We start from the raw sequence: 15,022 nt of genomic DNA, 5'->3' as shown, positions 1-15,022 counted from the left end.
TTAAACGGGCGGCTGGAAGTTCAGCAGTTCGATCTCCACCGCATGCTTCCGTTCCGGCAGCAACTCCACCACCGAGATGCTGCCGTATTCGATGTTGAAATGCGCCATGCGCGCCAGCGGCCACTCCAGCAAGAGTGCGATCATCACGCGGATGATCCCACCATGGCAAAACACCGCCACCTTTTGATGCGGATGCGCGTTCACGATGCGGATCAGGCACTCCTGCACGCGTGACCGGATGCCTGCCACGCTCTCACCGTTCGGAATGCCGTTGCTCTCGATGATTTCCAGCCAGTCAAAGGCGCTCACGCCGAACTTCGACTGCACCTCATCCCAGCGGTGCCCCGTCCAGTCGCCAAAGTCGATCTCACGCAGCCCCGGCATCATCTCCGGCTCCAGACCACGCTGTTTCGCCGAAGGTGCCAGCGTCTGCTGCACCCGCAGCATCGGGCTCGCATAGATCTTGTCGATCTTCGTGTCCTTCAACCAATTCGCCACCGCCTCGCCCTGTCTTTGGCCCAAAGGCGACAGCGCCATGTCGATGCGCGATCCGCCGAAGACCTTGTGATACTTCTCCTCCACCTCGCCGTGGCGGATGAAATAAAGCTGCGTGGGATGATTCGGAAGATGGGCTTTCACTCCCTGTCTATGAAACAGGCCGAAGTGCGACGCAAGCCGTGGCTGCGATCACGCGATCTTCCAAGCCTCGCGCATGGGCCGTAGCAGCATCTGATTGGCCTGCTCGTCGCCTTCAAACCGTTCGGCCTTCGGATCAAACTTCAGCGGACGGTTCAGGACCGCCGAAATCGCACCGATGTGGCAGGTGGTGGCGGCACGCTGGGCGATCTCCGCCGTGGCGGCGGTGCGGCCACGAGAAAGCACGGCGTCGATGAAGTTGCGGTGATGATGCTTCGATTCGTAGAGCTTCACGTCACTGTCCTTGAGCTTCACGCGCAGGATGTCGTCCGAGCTGGCCTTGAGCACCTCCGCTTCGGTGTAGATCCAGCCTTCGCTGCCGATGAACTTGGTGCCCCACTTCGTCTTGTCGTCCGTGCTGAGCATGACCACACGCACGCCGTTGGCGTAGCGGTATTCGATGCGAAAGCTCTCGGCGGCATCGTAGATGCCCGTGTCGCGGCGCTTCACCTCGGTGGCGCTGACTTCGGTCGGCGTCGTTTCATCCATGCCCGCGCCCCATTGTGCCACATCGAGGAAGTGCGCGCCCCAGTCAGTGATGTAGCCGGGCGCGTATTCCTCGATCCAGCGGAAGTTGAAATGGCAACGGGCCGCTGTGTAAGGCTTCTCCGCCGCCGGGCCAAGCCACATGGCGTAATCGAAGTGCGCAGGCACCGGTTGCGTCGCCTCCAGGCCGGTGACACCACCACGGATGGCAAACTTGCCCGGCACACCGATCTCGATCTCCTTCAATTCACCGATGTAGCCGTTGCGCACACGCTCACAGGCCATGCGCACCTTCATACCCGAGCGCCGCCAGGTGCCGCATTGCAGCACGCGCTTGTTTTCCTCCACCGCACGGCAGATGGCGCGGCCTTCGACGATGCTCGCGCCCAGCGGCTTCTCCGAATACAAATCCTTGCCCGCTTTCGCGGCAGCGATGGCCACATTCGAGTGCCAGTGGTCCGGCGTGGCATTCATGACCGCGTCCACATCGCTACGGGCCAGCACCTCGCGAAAATCGCGGTACACATCGCCCTTCGACAATCCGGCGAGCTTTGCCGCCGCCTCGGCATGCTGCGCATCCGCATCACACACGGCGACGATCTGCACGCGCTCATCGCCCATCAGCGCACGCAGGTTGCTCGTGCCCTGGCCACCCACACCGATGCAGGCGATGCGGATTTTTCCATTCGGCGATACCGCCCCTGCACGTCCCAAAGTGGCGGCGGAAACGATGAAAGGAACAGCAGTGCGAAGAAATTGACGACGATTCGGAGAAGCAGGCGTGTGCATGGGAAAGAAACGCAGATCGTTTCCGATATTGATCACGCTCGAATTCACGCCACTCACTCATGGACTCCTCCCCCCTGCCCCGCCGTCGTGAATTCCTTCAAACCACCTGCCTGGGCCTCCTGAGCTGGCCCGTGATGCAGTCGCTTTTCGCCAGCACGAGCACCGCGCTGGCGCAAACTGCGGCCACAACTCCAGCGGCAGCCGTTCCAGCCTTGAATCGCTTCCCCCGCATGATGCAGGAATGGCTGGTGGCCGAAGTCCGTGCCGCTGAAGCTCGTGGCAATGCCCGGCGCGACGCTTTGAAAACAAAAGCCGATGCCGAGGCTTACGTGAAGTCGGTTCAAGAGCGCATCCGTCAGTGTTTTGGCCCTCTACCGGAAAAAACGCCGCTGAACGCCAAAGTAACGAAGACCTTGGAGCGCGATGGTTACCGCATCGAAAACATCGTCTTTGAGAGCCGTCCGAACTTTCTCGTCACCGGCAATCTCTACCTGCCAACAGAACGCAAAGGCCCCGTCCCCGGTGTGATCGGTGTTTGCGGGCACTCGCTCAATGGCAAGGCAGCGGAGGCTTATCAAAGCTTCGCCCAAGGACTCGCGCGGCAAGGCCAGGCCTGTTTCATCATTGATCCCGCCGGACAGGGCGAGCGGTTTCAGTATTTGAACGAGAAGCTTGGCTCTCGTCTCGGCGGTGGAACGTCCGAGCACAATCAGATGGGCGGACCGCAGGCGCTGATCGGCGAGTTTCTTGGCACTTGGTTCGTGTGGGATGCCATGCGGGCACTCGATTACCTGCTCACGCGCCAAGAAATCGACCCCAAGCACCTCGGCGTGACCGGAAACTCCGGCGGTGGCACGCAAACGACCTGGCTCTGCGGCATGGAGCCGCGTTTCACGATGGGGGCACCGTCCTGCTTCATCACCACCTTCCGCCGCGATGCCGAAAACGAACTGCCGCAGGACATGGAGCAGTGCCCGCCGCGTGTTTTGGCGCATGATCTTGATCACTGCGATTTCCTGGCCGCCATGGCTCCGAAACCGGTCATCATCATGGCGCAGGAGAAGGATTACTTCGACGCACGCGGCTCCACGGAGACTTACGAACGCCTCAAGAAGCTCTACACGTTGCTCGGCAAGCCGGAGAACATCCAGCTCCACATCGGCCCTGATCCGCACGGCTACACGCAGTCGAACCGCGAGGCGATGTATCGCTTCTTCGGCAAAGTCACCGGCATTCCCGCCGCAGCCGCCGAGCCCACGATCACGGTCGAAAAAGACGCGGACCTGCTCTGCACGCCACGCGGTCAGGTGGCCGAAGCCGGTTCGCGCACGCTGATGTCGTTCACGCGGGAAAAAGCGGACAATCTGGCGGCCAAACGCAAACACCTCACCGCTGAAGCCTTGCAGAAAACAGTGCGTGAAACATTGAAACTGCCAGCGCTGGCGAACACACCGCCTGACTACCGCATCCTGCGCAGCGTGGGTGCGCGCAAATATCCGACCAAGGCTTACTGCACCTACGCGGTCGAAACGGAGCCGCTGATTCATGCGGTGGTCACTCGTTTGAGCGATGAAGCGCTCACCTCGCGCCTGCCACGCGGCTTGAGCAAAGCCGTGCTCTACATCTCGCATCGCTCTGCCGATGCCGAGCTGCGCGGTGATCCGTTCGTGCAAGAACTCATCGCCGCCTCGCCTGACGCGGCCTTCTTTGCCTGCGATGTGCGCGGCATCGGCGACTCGCAGCCCGACACCTGCGGTGCGAACCAATTCAACGGCCGCTACGGCAGCCACTACTTCTACGCCGCCTACAGCCAGATGCTCGACCGCCCGCTGCTCGGCCAGCGCACTTTCGATGTGCTGCGTGTCATCCAGCTTCTTGCCGCTGCCGGTCACACGGAGATTCACATCGCCGGTCAAGGCTGGGGCGCTCTGCCCGCCGCTTTTGCCGCCTTGCTCAGCCGCGAGGTCAAACAGGTCACGCTGAAGCATGCGCTCAGCTCCTTTCATGAGCTGGCCGTTCACGATGACCAGCAGTGGCCCACCGCCTTCATGCTTCCGCAGGTGCTGCAGCATTTCGATCTTCCCGATTGCTACGTCGGCTTAAAATCCCGTAATCTCCGGCTCTTAGAACCATGGGGTGCCGCCGATGGCATGAAATGATCCCCTCACGATTCCCGACTTCAAACCGCAACTCAACACCGCCGCCATGCAAACACAGCTCAAGTTCAAGCTCTCGACTTTCATGTTTCTCCAGTACTTCATCTGGAGCAGTTGGTACATGACGCTGGGAGCGTATCTCGGCACGCTGAACTTCACCGGCACTGAAATCGGCGCGTCTTATGGCGCCTTCGCCTGGGGTGCGATTCTCTCGCCCTTCATCGTCGGCTTGATCGCAGATCGCTTCTTTGCCTCGGAGAAAATCATCGCGGTGCTCGGCATCGCCGGTGGCCTGGTGATGCTCTTCATCCCGCAGTTGAAGACCTTCGGCAGCGTCTATCCCACGCTCATCCTCTACTGCACGCTCTACGCGCCAACGCTCGCGCTGGGGAACTCGATCTCCATGACCCATCTGGCCGATGCGAAGAAGGATTTCCCCTTCGTAAAGATTTTCTCCGCCGTGGGCTGGATCGCGGGCGGTGTGGTGCTCAGCCAGTTGAAGGGCGAGCAGTCGCCGCTGCAATACTACCTCGCAGGCGGCACCTCGATGGTCTTCGGCCTCTTCGCACTGACACTGCCACACACACCGCCGAAGAAAAAAGGCCAGAACGTGCCGCTGAGCGAGGTTCTCGGCCTCGATGCGCTGGCGCTGCTGAAGAAGCCCACCTTTGCCATCTTCATCCTGTGCATGTTCCTCATCTGCATCCCGCTGTACTTCTACTTCGTGAACATGGGCACCTACCTCACCCAATTGAAGTGGGCAGACATGGCGCAGAAGATGACGCTGGCGCAGGTCTCCGACATCGTTTTCCTCGTGCTGCTGCCGCTGATGCTCAAGAAGCTCGGCTACAAGAAAACCATCTTCCTCGGCATCCTGGCCTGGGCGGCACGCTACTTCATGCTCAGCGCCAGCGCCGCCAGCACCGGCACCGTGCTCATCTTCGGTGCCATCCTGCTACACGGCATCTGCTACGACTTCCTGTTCATCGCCGGACAGCTTTATGTCGATGACGAGGCGAATGAACGTATTCGTGGCGCGGCTCAGGGCCTGATCGCCATCATCCTTTGGGGCTTTGGATCACTCGTCGGCACTTACCTGGCCGGTTACTTCATGGATCAGCACAAACTCGCCACGCCGAAAGGCGACATCACGCACGACTGGTCCGCCATCTGGGCCACTCCAGCCTGGATCGCCGTGGGGGTGCTGGTGTTGTTCATGATCTTCTTCCGGGAGCCGCAGAAAGCGGCTTCCAAGCAGGCTTGATATAGCTTCAGCAAGACGAAGGTCTGATGCCCAGTCGGCATCAGGCCACCTTGAGCCCAAGATAGGCCTTGGCGTTCGCGTAGCAGATATTCTTCACCATGCTGCCCAAAAGCGCGTCGTCGTTCGGGATGAGACCGGCCTCGATGTCGCTGCCCAGCAGGTTGCAGAGCGTGCGGCGGAAGTACTCGTGGCGGGGGAAGCTCATGAAGCTACGGCTGTCGGTGAGCATGCCGATGAAGCGGCTCAGCAGGCCGAGATTGCTCAAGGCGTTGATCTGCCACTCCATGCCTTCCTTCTGATCGACGAACCACCAGCCCGAGCCAAACTGCACCTTCCCCGGCGTGGTGCCGTCGGCAAAATTCCCCGCCATGGTGCCGAAGACGTAGTTGGCGGTCGGGTTGACGTTGTAGAGCACGGTTTTCGGCAGCGCGTTCTCGGTGTCGAGACGGTCGAGGAAACGGGAGAGCGGCTCCGCCTGAGGCCAGTCGCCGATGCTATCACAGCCCACATCCGCGCCGATTTCGCGGGCCAGGCGGCTGTTGTTGTTGCGCACCGGGCCGAGGTGAAGCTGCATGGTCCAGCCTTTGGCGGCGTTCAGGCGTCCAACATGCAGCATGAGGTTGCTGGCAAACTCGTCGTGCTCCTGCTCGGTGGCAGCCTTGCCACGCCGTGCCTTGCTGAAGATGTTTTCCGCACGGATTTCGGGGACGAAGCGGCTGTGCGCAGTGTTCAAGCCGTGATCCGAAAGCCGACAACCGATCTCATGGAAATAATCATGACGTTTTTCCAAGGCACGGAGCAGCGAATCGTAATTCTTCACCTCGATGCCGCTGGCAGCGCTGAGCCTGTCACACCACGCGTTCCAGGCCTCGGGCTGATGCACGGCCAGCGCCTTGTCCGGGCGGAAGGTCGGATAGACGCCCACCTCAAAACCGTCAGCAGCGCACTTCTTGTGCCACGCGAGATCGTCGATGGGATCGTCTGTGGTGCAGAGCGCCTTCACCTTCTGCGAGCGCAGGATGCCGCGCGTGCTCATCTCCGGCTTTGCCAGCGCGGCCTCGGTCTGCTCCCAGATCGCAGGAGCGGTCTCTTCGTTGAGCAGCGTGTCGATGCCAAAGTAGCGCTTCAGCTCGAGGTGCGTCCAGTGGTAGAGCGGATTGCGCAGGGTGTGCGGCACGGTTTTGGCCCAGGCCATGAACTTGTCACGCGGACTGGCCTTGCCAGTGATGAACTCCTCCGGCACACCGTTGCAGCGGAGTGCGCGCCATTTGTAGTGGTCGCCCTCAAGCCAGATCTCGAACAGGTTCTTGAACTGACGGTTCTGCGCGATGTCCTTCGGCGGCAGATGATTGTGATAGTCCAGGATCGGCTCATCTTTGGCAAAGGTGTGGTAAAGGCGGCTGGCGGCCTTGGTGCTGAGCAGGAAATCGTCGTGGATGAAGGACATTGCGGTTTGCGGTTGGGAATGGCCCGCTAAACTGGAGCGATGATGATCGCACGCAACTGGTTCGCGCTCCTCCCGGCCCTGCTGGTGTGCTCGTGCGGCACCGTCAGCTTCTACACCCAGGCTGTGGGCGGGCAGATGGAAATCTGGCGCAAATCACGGCCCAATGCCAAGGTCCTGGCCGATGCCAGCGTGGCAGACCGCGTGAAGCAGCGACTGCGGCTCATCGAGGAGTTGCGCGCCTTTGCCGCCAGTGATCTGCGGCTGCCCACCAAGAGCTTCGGCAAATACTGCGACCTGAAACGGCCCTACGTCGTGTGGGTGGTCTTTGCCGCACCGGAGTTTTCCATCGAGGCGAAGCGTTGGTGGTATCCCTTCGTCGGAAATTTGAAGTATCGCGGCTTCTTCGCGGAACAAGACGCGCGGAAGGAAGGCCAGCGCCTGCGCCAGCAGGGACTCGATGTCTTCGTCGGCGGTGTCGAGGCCTACTCCACACTCGGCTACTTCAAAGACCCGGTGCTGAACACCTTTCTGCACCGCAGTGACCACGAGCTGGCCGAGCTCATCTTCCACGAGCTGACCCACGCCAAGGCCTTCATTCCTGGCGACACCGACTTCAACGAGGCCTTCGCCACCGCCAACGCCGAGGACGGTGTGCGCCGTTGGCTGCGCTCGAAGAATGACCTCGCCGGCCTGCGCGCCTACGAGGCCGGCTTGCAGCGCAGCCGCAAGACCGTCCGCTTGCTGCTGGACACGCGTGAGAAACTCAAACAGGTCTATTCCTACACTTACCGCAGCATCGAGACCGAGCGCCTCGCCAAACAGCGCGTGTTCGAAAACATGCTGCGCCGCGCCGGGGCCCAAGGCCCGCAGACCAAGGTGCGGAGCCAAAACGGACTGAGTTCATGGAACAACGCCCGCCTCAACACCATCGCCACCTACTACACGCTCGTTCCCGGCTTTGAACGACTGCTGAAGCAACATCATGGCAATCTCGAAGCCTTCCACCACGAGGTGGCGTCGATGCGCAAGCTCAGTGATGAGGAACGCCTCAATGTTTTGGGCACGCCTTGAGACGAGGGAAATCGGAGGAACTGTCAAGGAGTGGCAACGAACCGCCGCCACATGGCACGCCCCCTAGACTTAGCTCTCACTCGCAATCTCGGTGCCCCTGTACGTCGTTGCTTGCCACGCCTTCCGGGAGCTTACTTGAAGGTGTAGGGCTTCTCAGAGCCGAGGGTGGCCATGGTGACATACTCTTTGCCGTTGAACTCCAAGAGCACGAGCCAGAGGTAATAGGTGCCGGAGGGCGGGCGCTTGTACTTGGCGGTGTTTTCCACGTCGCTGTAGTTGTAGCCGGCTTGGAGAGCCTTTTTGACCACGCTGCCCATCTCATAGTAGGTGCCGCCGGTTTTGTTGGAGAAGCCGGGCTTGGTGGTGGCCCAGACGCTGAGCTTGAGGGAACCGGTGCCGCCGCTGCGGGTGTGGCTGATCTTTTTCACCTTCATGCTGATCGTGCCTGCCTCAGGATTCGTCTGCCAGCTCCAGGGACCGAGCAGGGTAAAGGTCTTGAGCGGGCCAAGCATGACGGCGTTGGTGTAATTGCGGAAGTCGGTGATGACGTAGCCGCCTTCACGGTACTCAGTCACGGTGAGGCAGAGGAAGTAACTGCCCCGCTGGGCTGGCATGGTCGTCTTCAGGGTCTTCTTGAGACCTTTGTACTGATTGCCGCCCTCCAACCCGTCGAGTTTGAAGCTGGCGATGACATGCCCGCTGATCCGACTGCTGACGTATTTTTCTTTGAGCGCCCACAACTGCACCTGGATGGTGCCGGTGGCGTTTTCGCTGCTGCTGTTGGTGATGGCGTCGCAGCCAATCGTGACGGTGGTGTTGCCAGCGCCGAACTGATACGGGACCGAGCCAGAGAGCTTCGGAGCGGCATGCGCACCTGCGGTCAAAGCGAGTCCCAAACCGATCACCATCAGGTAAAACATGTGTTTCATAGGTGCGCTGGATTAGAGCGGAGCCCATCGCAAGTCAATCTTGAGAAGGGCGCGGCACGTCACACTTTTCCCGTCGCGAAACCGAACTGACTCGCCATCATGACGGCTTCATCGACCATGATTTTCGCTTACTACCTGCACGATCTCAGCCCGCACCTGCTCAAATTCACGGAGAAGATCGCCGTGCATTGGTACGGGCTGTCGTATGTGCTGGGTTTCTACCTGACCTACCTCGTGATGCGCTTCCTGGCGCGGCGGGGGCTGTCGGAGATCAAGGAGGAGGCGGTGGCAGACTTCATCACGATGGTGTCGATCTTCGGCCTCGTGCTCGGCGGGCGGCTTGGCTACCTGCTGCTGTATAACTTTGACGAGTTCATCCACGCGCCGTGGATTTTCTTCCTGCTCAACCAAGGTGGCATGGCGAGTCATGGCGGCATCGCTGGCACCACGCTGTTTTGCGGCTGGTATGCCTGGAAGCACAAGATTTCCTGGGCGGGCATCGGCGACTCGATCGTCTGCGGCGCACCGCTGGGTGTGTTCCTGGGTCGCATCGCGAATTTCATCAATGGGGAGCTGTTTGGTCGTGTGACGAATGTGCCGTGGGCGGTGAAATTTCCCACGGAGATGATGCATGAGGACTTTTACCGCCAAGGCGGCCAGCCGGGGCTGATTCCCGAGGGTTTGCAGCACAGCCCGGACATCATCGCCCACTTTGAGAAATTTCGCGGCGGGCGGGCCGAACTGGAGGCCGTGCTGCACCCTCGTCATCCCTCGCAGCTTTATGAGGCGCTGGGCGAAGGACTCATCCTCAGCGCGATTTTGATCTTCATCCGCCTCCGCTTCCCGCGGTTGCGCCAAGGCATCGTCACGGGGCTGTTCTTCATCCTTTACGCCATCGCCCGCATCGCGCTGGAGTTTGTGCGGCAGCCGGACAGCGGATCGTCCATGATCCTGGGCCTGACGAAGGGTCAGTTCTTCTCCACCTTCATGTTCATCGTCGGCGGTCTGTTCATCGGCTACGGCCTGAAGTGGGGCAAATCGCCACCGGGAGCGACACAGCAAGCCTGATTTTTGCGATAACGCACACAAAAGGCGAACCCGGAGGCGTTAGGCTGGTCGAACACCAGCACCGCATGGAACCCTCTTTTGACTGGAAACGAACCTTTGAGCAGCTCGCCCCGCAGCTCGTGCTGTATGCGCGTCAGCTCGTCGATTCGAAGTCCGATGCCGAGGATGTCGTCCAAATGGCCTTCGTACGCTGGTGGCGGCGTTTTCCTGAAGGCGACAACAACCACATCCCGCTGCTCTACGCCGCCGTCCGCACCATCGCCCTCGACCAGCGCCGCTCGGACAACCGCCGTTTGAATCGCGAGGCAAAGTCCGACATCGCCGTCGCCGGTGAAAACGCCCCTTCCTTTGATCCCCAGCCAGGGCAGCAAGAAATCGCCGAGATCGTGCAACAAGCGCTGCAAGCCCTGCCGCAGGAGCAGCGCGAGGTCGTGACGCTTAAGCTTTGGGGTGACCTCACCTTCAACGAAATCGCCGCCATGACCGGCGAATCCATCAACACCATCGCCGGCCGCTACCGTTACGCCTTGCAGGCCATGCAGCGAAAGCTCGCCCCGCTCAAAGCCGATCTGCTCGGCGAAACCAGCCCCTCCGCTCCCAACATCCTGCCCTTTTCATCCCCCCAGGAGGCCCTGCCATGAACCACGACCCCAATGACACCCACCTCGAAAACCTGCTGCGCGGCCTTGCGCCAGCCGCAGCCTCCCCTGCCCTCGCGCAGCGAGTCGATGAAGAACTGAAGCTCGACATGAGCTGGCTGAGTACCCGCCGCACGCCTCGCCCCCTGCCGCGCTGGTTCGCCTCCGCAAGCTGGGCCGCCATGGGAGCTGCCGCTGCCGTGGCGGTGATGAGCTTCCTTCCGCAACCCATCTCGAACACCACGCTGGCCACGACTCCCGCTGTGCTGCCCGTCGCCACCATCCGCGAGTGGGAGGACGTGCAAAACGACGGCATTCATTACAGCGCCGAGCGTCTGCCAGAACAGCACATGACCGTCATTTCACGCGAGCGACAGACCTGGATCGACCCACGCGATGGAGCGCAGATGACCGTGGAATACCCGCGCCAGCAGAAGCTCGTGCTGCCGGTTTCCTTCCAATGATTTCCCCCCAACCTGAACCCCACCCGATCATGAAACTCAAACACAGCTTCCTCATTGCCTGCCTGGGCGCGGCACCGCTGCAAGCGCAGCAGCCGGAGGAAAAAAACGCGCCCAAACCCACCGAGGCGGCTCCTGCCGAGGTCAAACCACAGCCGACGCGCAACCCCAACTCACTCGCAGAGGAAAAGAAGCCCGTGGCCTATATCGGCGTGCTCACGCGTGAGGTGCCTGCCGAGCTGCGTTCCCAATTCTCCCTGCCGGAAGGCTTCGGCCTCATGGTTGATGAAGTGATGCCCGAATCACCGGCCCAGGCCGCCGGATTGAAGACCCATGACATCCTGGTGAAGTTCGAAGACCAGCGGCTCGTGAACATGGAGCAGCTCATGGCCCTGGTGCGCTCCAAGAAGAAAGGCGAGATCGCCCAGCTCACCGTCATCACCGGCGGCAAGGAAACGCAGATGCCCATCACGCTCGGTGAGCGCATGGTGACCGTAAACGAACGCCGCCAGCCTTACGGCTTCGGCGGCTGGCCGCAGATGGGCATGCCCTTTGGTGGGCGTGAGATGGAGCAGATGCAGCGCGGCCTGCGTGACATGGGCGGCGAACAGCGCGAGCAGATGGAGCGCTTCCAAAACGAGATGCGCGAATACCAGGAGCGTCTGCAAAATTGGATGAAGGGAGACAAAAGCACGCCCATGCCCCAGGCACCGATGTTCAACATGCCTGACCACCAGCCGCGCCGGGGAAACACAGAGCGCCAGCCCGGCCCCGGCCCGCGTGATGGCAACGTTCAGCGCTTCAACTTCAGCGAGTCCCACGAGGCGATGAACGTGACCCGCCGCGATGACGCCGGCGAATACTCCATCAAGCGCGAGGACGGTAAAACCACCTTCACCGTCCGCCCCACCAACGGCAAGGAGCAGAGCTGGCCGGTGAACACGGACGAAGAACGCAAAGCCGTGCCAGAAGAATTCCGCGACAAGCTGCGCTTGATGGACGGCGCTGGAAGCGGCCTCCGCATCGAAGTGCGTCCCGGCCCTGGCGGCGAAGGCCCGCCCAGAAACCCTGCGCCGCGCGAAGGCGGCAATGATGCCACCCAGCCCCGTCCCCAGGCACGCAGCACCTCGGCCTGAGTCATTCCCATTCGGCACAAAAAAGCGGCGATGACTCCCAGAGCCATCGCCGCTTTGTTTGGAACTTCAGAGAACGATTATTTCGCCGCGAGCGCTGCTTTGATTGCCTCCACCACTTCAGGCGCGTCCGGCTTCACGCCGGGCTCGAAACGCTTCAGGATCTTGCCGTCACGGCTGACGAGGAACTTGCCGAAGTTCCACTTCACATCGCCGGGGAACGGCGACTGCGGGCCGCTGAGCACCTGATAGAGCGGATGCTGCTCCGGGCCTTTGACGACAACCTTGTCGAACATCGGGAAGGTCACCTTGTACTTCACGGAGCAGAATTCTTTGATTTCCTCATTGGTTCCTGGCTCCTGCTTGCCGAAGTCATTGCAGGGAAAGCCCAGCACGGCCAACCCGTCCTTCTGGAACTCCTGATTGAGAGCTTCAAGCTGCGTGTATTGCGGCGTCTTGCCGCATTTCGAGGCCACGTTCACGATGAGCATCACCTTGCCCTGGTAATCCTTCAGGGAGGTGTCTTTGCCGTCGATGTTCTTCAACGGAATGTCATAAAGCGACTTGGGGGCGTCTGCGGCGCAAAGCGCGGCGGCGGCAAGAAGGGTGGAAGCGAGGGTGAGTAATTTCATAGGGACAGCATGAACGCTCTCAGCCCTGCCGCTATTGCGCCAGCCTGCCCATCACTCGGATTCTTCCCGCGCTCTCATCTTCCCAGAACCAGAACCCCGAGCGGCGGCAGATCGACAACCACACTCCAAGGCTGGCCTTGATGGGCCTTCTCCTGCGCCTGGAATCCTGCTCCGGCGCTCAGGCCGGTGCCCGCATAGATCGCCGCGTCGCTGTTGAGCAGTTCGCGATAGCTGCCTGCTTCAGAAACACCCACGCGGTAGGCTTTGCGCGGCACGGGCGTGGCATTGACGAGCACATAGACCTTGTCGCCATCGGGTGAGCTGCGGGCAAAGGCGAAGATGCTGTTCTCAGCGTCGTTCGCGTCGAGCCAATAGAAGCCGCCGGCCTCGTGGTCCTTCGTGTGGAGCGAGGGGCGCGTGGTGTAGAGGTGATTGAGGTCTTTAACGAGCTTTTGCAGGCCGCTGTGCTCCTCGCCAAGGAAAAGGTGCCAGTCGAGGCTGGCGTCATGCTTCCATTCGTTCCACTGGCCGAACTCGCAGCCCATGAAGAGCAGTTTCTTGCCGGGATGCATCCACATCCACGCCAGGAACATGCGCAGGTTCGCAAACTTCTGCCAGCGGTCGCCGGGCATCTTGTTGATGAGGCTGCCTTTGCCATGCACCACCTCGTCGTGACTGAGCACGAGGATGAAATTCTCGTCGTAGGCGTAAATCATCGAGAACGTGGCCTCGCCGTGATGATACTTCCGATGCACCGGATCTTCCGACATGTAGTGCAGGCTGTCATTCATCCAGCCCATGTTCCATTTGAAGCCGAAACCGAGGCCCCCGCTGCTCACCGGGCGTGACACGCCCGGCCAGGCCGTGCTTTCCTCCGCAATGATGGTGGTGCCGGGATGCAACTCGTAGCACACCTGGTTGAGATCCCGCATGAAGGCGATGGCGGCGAGGTTTTCGCGCCCGCCGAGGTGATTAGGCACCCACTCGCCCGCGTTGCGCGAGTAATCGAGATACAGCATCGACGCCACGGCATCCACGCGCAGGCCGTCGATGTGGAACTGCTCCAGCCAGTAAAGCGCGTTGCTAACGAGGAAGTTCTTCACCTCGTTGCGTCCGTAATTGAAGATCAGCGTGCCCCAGTCCATGTGCTCGCCAAGACGCGGGTCCTCGTGTTCATACAAGGCGGTGCCGTCGAACTTCGCGAGGCCGTGATCGTCCTTCGGGAAGTGGCCGGGCACCCAGTCGAGGATCACGCCGATGCCGTTTTGATGGCAGCGGTCCACAAACTCACGAAACTCGTCAGGATTTCCGAAACGGCTCGTAGGGGCGTAGTAACCCGTCACCTGATAGCCCCAGGAGCCGTCAAAGGGATGCTCGGCGATGCCCATCAGCTCGATGTGCGTGAAGCCCAGGCCCTTCACATACGGGATCAAATCATCCGCCAGCTCGCGATACGTCAGCCAGCGGCCGCCATCGTTCGCGTTCCGCTTCCATGAGCCGGGATGTACCTCGTAGATGCTCATGGGCGCGTGGTAGAGATCGTTCGAGGGACGGCGTTGCATCCATTCGTTGTCCGCCCAGCCGTAGCGCTCCATGTCAAAGGTCAGGCTGGCCGTTTGCGAGCCATGCTGGCCGTAATTCGCCATCGGATCGCTCTTCAACCGCATGTGACCGTGTTTGTCGATCAGCTCAAACTTGTAGTGTGCGTTCTCCAGCAGGCCGGGAATGAAAATCTCCCAAACGCCGGCCTCGATACGGTTCCGCATCACATGCACACGGCCATCCCAGCGGTTCCAGTCCCCCACGACGCTCACGCGCTGCGCGTTCGGTGCCCAGACGGCGAACTGACAGCCTTCCACACCATCGACGGTCTTCATCCGCGCCCCAAGCATTTCCCACAGTCGCTGGTGCGAGCCTTCACGGAAGAAATAAACGTCCTGCTCGCCCAGCAGCAGGCCAAACGAGTACGGATCAACGATCCGCTGCGTCAGCCCCTCGTGGTCGGTGATGTCGATCTCATACAGGCCGGTGGGCGTCACCGCTTCATAGTAGCCGTCTTCGTGCAGTTTTTGCGTCTCGTATCGCTGGCCGTTCACGATGACATCCACCACAGCGGCGTAGGGCTGCACGGTCCGCACCACCTGCTTCCCGCCTCCCACCTCATGCGCACCCAGGAAGGCGAAGATGTTTTGATGCCGGGCCTGGATGGCGGCCTGGATTTCGGACTTGTTCGAATGTCGGGTCATCTCGGC

Annotated in this window: 13 protein-coding genes; 7 read left to right on the top strand and 6 right to left on the bottom strand. The window is 60.9% G+C overall.

Features of this window, described 5'->3' with window-relative positions:
- Positions 1 to 639, bottom strand: coding sequence for a histidine phosphatase family protein (locus ACILSI_RS09720; RefSeq protein WP_395721678.1), 639 nt, complete (start codon positions 637 to 639; stop codon positions 1 to 3).
- Positions 640 to 687: 48 nt separating this feature from the next.
- A complete protein-coding gene (locus ACILSI_RS09715; protein WP_395721677.1) occupies positions 688 to 2,007 on the bottom strand; it encodes a Gfo/Idh/MocA family protein in 1,320 nt (439 codons plus the stop codon).
- A 23-nt stretch (positions 2,008 to 2,030) separates the two neighbouring features.
- Between ACILSI_RS09715 and ACILSI_RS09710 the strand changes: the two genes are divergently transcribed.
- Positions 2,031 to 4,130 carry an alpha/beta hydrolase family protein gene (locus tag ACILSI_RS09710; RefSeq protein ID WP_395721676.1) on the top strand — a complete coding sequence of 700 codons (2,100 nt, stop codon included), beginning with the start codon at positions 2,031 to 2,033 and terminating at the stop codon, positions 4,128 to 4,130.
- Between the two features lie 46 nt (positions 4,131 to 4,176).
- A complete protein-coding gene (locus tag ACILSI_RS09705; RefSeq protein ID WP_395721675.1) occupies positions 4,177 to 5,391 on the top strand; it encodes an MFS transporter in 1,215 nt (404 codons plus the stop codon).
- 40 nt (positions 5,392 to 5,431) lie between these two features.
- Here ACILSI_RS09705 and uxaC read toward each other — a convergent pair whose 3' ends face one another.
- Positions 5,432 to 6,838, bottom strand: coding sequence for a glucuronate isomerase (gene uxaC, locus ACILSI_RS09700; RefSeq protein WP_395721674.1), 1,407 nt, complete (start codon positions 6,836 to 6,838; stop codon positions 5,432 to 5,434).
- Positions 6,839 to 6,877: 39 nt separating this feature from the next.
- Here uxaC and ACILSI_RS09695 point away from each other — a divergent pair, with 39 nt between their 5' ends.
- Entirely contained in the window at positions 6,878 to 7,909 is a 1,032-nt protein-coding gene (locus ACILSI_RS09695) for an aminopeptidase (protein ID WP_395721673.1), read from the top strand.
- Between the two features lie 131 nt (positions 7,910 to 8,040).
- Here the strand turns inward: ACILSI_RS09695 and ACILSI_RS09690 are convergent, their stop codons facing one another.
- Positions 8,041 to 8,838: a hypothetical protein gene (locus tag ACILSI_RS09690; RefSeq protein ID WP_395721672.1), complete on the bottom strand. Its 798-nt coding sequence runs from the start codon at positions 8,836 to 8,838 to the stop codon at positions 8,041 to 8,043.
- 117 nt (positions 8,839 to 8,955) lie between these two features.
- On the opposite strand from ACILSI_RS09690, the gene lgt reads away from it, so the two are divergent.
- From lgt to ACILSI_RS09670, 4 genes are all read left to right on the top strand, one after another.
- Positions 8,956 to 9,906: a prolipoprotein diacylglyceryl transferase gene (gene lgt / locus ACILSI_RS09685; RefSeq protein ID WP_395721671.1), complete on the top strand. Its 951-nt coding sequence runs from the start codon at positions 8,956 to 8,958 to the stop codon at positions 9,904 to 9,906.
- A 65-nt stretch (positions 9,907 to 9,971) separates the two neighbouring features.
- Positions 9,972 to 10,547: an RNA polymerase sigma factor gene (locus tag ACILSI_RS09680; RefSeq protein ID WP_395721670.1), complete on the top strand. Its 576-nt coding sequence runs from the start codon at positions 9,972 to 9,974 to the stop codon at positions 10,545 to 10,547.
- Positions 10,544 to 11,008 (top strand): hypothetical protein, encoded by a 465-nt coding sequence (locus ACILSI_RS09675; protein ID WP_395721669.1) that lies wholly within the window; start codon positions 10,544 to 10,546, stop codon positions 11,006 to 11,008. The genes ACILSI_RS09680 and ACILSI_RS09675 overlap by 4 nt, the downstream gene beginning before the upstream one ends.
- A 29-nt stretch (positions 11,009 to 11,037) precedes the next feature.
- Entirely contained in the window at positions 11,038 to 12,141 is a 1,104-nt protein-coding gene (locus ACILSI_RS09670; RefSeq protein WP_395721668.1) for a PDZ domain-containing protein, read from the top strand.
- A gap of 77 nt (positions 12,142 to 12,218) precedes the next feature.
- Here ACILSI_RS09670 and ACILSI_RS09665 read toward each other — a convergent pair whose 3' ends face one another.
- Complete coding sequence (locus ACILSI_RS09665) at positions 12,219 to 12,770, bottom strand: glutathione peroxidase (RefSeq protein WP_395721667.1); 552 nt, start codon at positions 12,768 to 12,770, stop codon at positions 12,219 to 12,221.
- A 74-nt stretch (positions 12,771 to 12,844) separates the two neighbouring features.
- A complete protein-coding gene (gene glgB / locus ACILSI_RS09660; RefSeq protein ID WP_395721666.1) occupies positions 12,845 to 15,016 on the bottom strand; it encodes a 1,4-alpha-glucan branching protein GlgB in 2,172 nt (723 codons plus the stop codon).
- Positions 15,017 to 15,022 lie beyond the last annotated feature (6 nt).

It is taken from the genome of Prosthecobacter sp., from assembly GCF_044232965.1.
In the GTDB taxonomy this organism is placed as follows: Bacteria; Verrucomicrobiota; Verrucomicrobiia; order Verrucomicrobiales; family Verrucomicrobiaceae; genus Prosthecobacter.
Note: the sequence above shows the minus strand (reverse complement) of the source record. Positions and strands in the feature narration are given on the sequence as shown.

Excerpts from the sequence above, each read along its gene's own strand:
- ACILSI_RS09710 (WP_395721676.1), top strand. The coding sequence starts at position 2,031 with ATGGACTCCTCCCCCCTGCCCCGCCGTCGTGAATTCCTTCAAACCACC.
- ACILSI_RS09705 (WP_395721675.1), top strand. The coding sequence starts at position 4,177 with ATGCAAACACAGCTCAAGTTCAAGCTCTCGACTTTCATGTTTCTCCAG.
- uxaC (WP_395721674.1), bottom strand. The coding sequence starts at position 6,838 with ATGTCCTTCATCCACGACGATTTCCTGCTCAGCACCAAGGCCGCCAGC.
- ACILSI_RS09695 (WP_395721673.1), top strand. The coding sequence starts at position 6,878 with ATGATGATCGCACGCAACTGGTTCGCGCTCCTCCCGGCCCTGCTGGTG.
- ACILSI_RS09690 (WP_395721672.1), bottom strand. The coding sequence starts at position 8,838 with ATGAAACACATGTTTTACCTGATGGTGATCGGTTTGGGACTCGCTTTG.
- lgt (WP_395721671.1), top strand. The coding sequence starts at position 8,956 with ATGATTTTCGCTTACTACCTGCACGATCTCAGCCCGCACCTGCTCAAA.
- ACILSI_RS09680 (WP_395721670.1), top strand. The coding sequence starts at position 9,972 with ATGGAACCCTCTTTTGACTGGAAACGAACCTTTGAGCAGCTCGCCCCG.
- ACILSI_RS09675 (WP_395721669.1), top strand. The coding sequence starts at position 10,544 with ATGAACCACGACCCCAATGACACCCACCTCGAAAACCTGCTGCGCGGC.
- ACILSI_RS09670 (WP_395721668.1), top strand. The coding sequence starts at position 11,038 with ATGAAACTCAAACACAGCTTCCTCATTGCCTGCCTGGGCGCGGCACCG.
- ACILSI_RS09665 (WP_395721667.1), bottom strand. The coding sequence starts at position 12,770 with ATGAAATTACTCACCCTCGCTTCCACCCTTCTTGCCGCCGCCGCGCTT.
- glgB (WP_395721666.1), bottom strand. The coding sequence starts at position 15,016 with ATGACCCGACATTCGAACAAGTCCGAAATCCAGGCCGCCATCCAGGCC.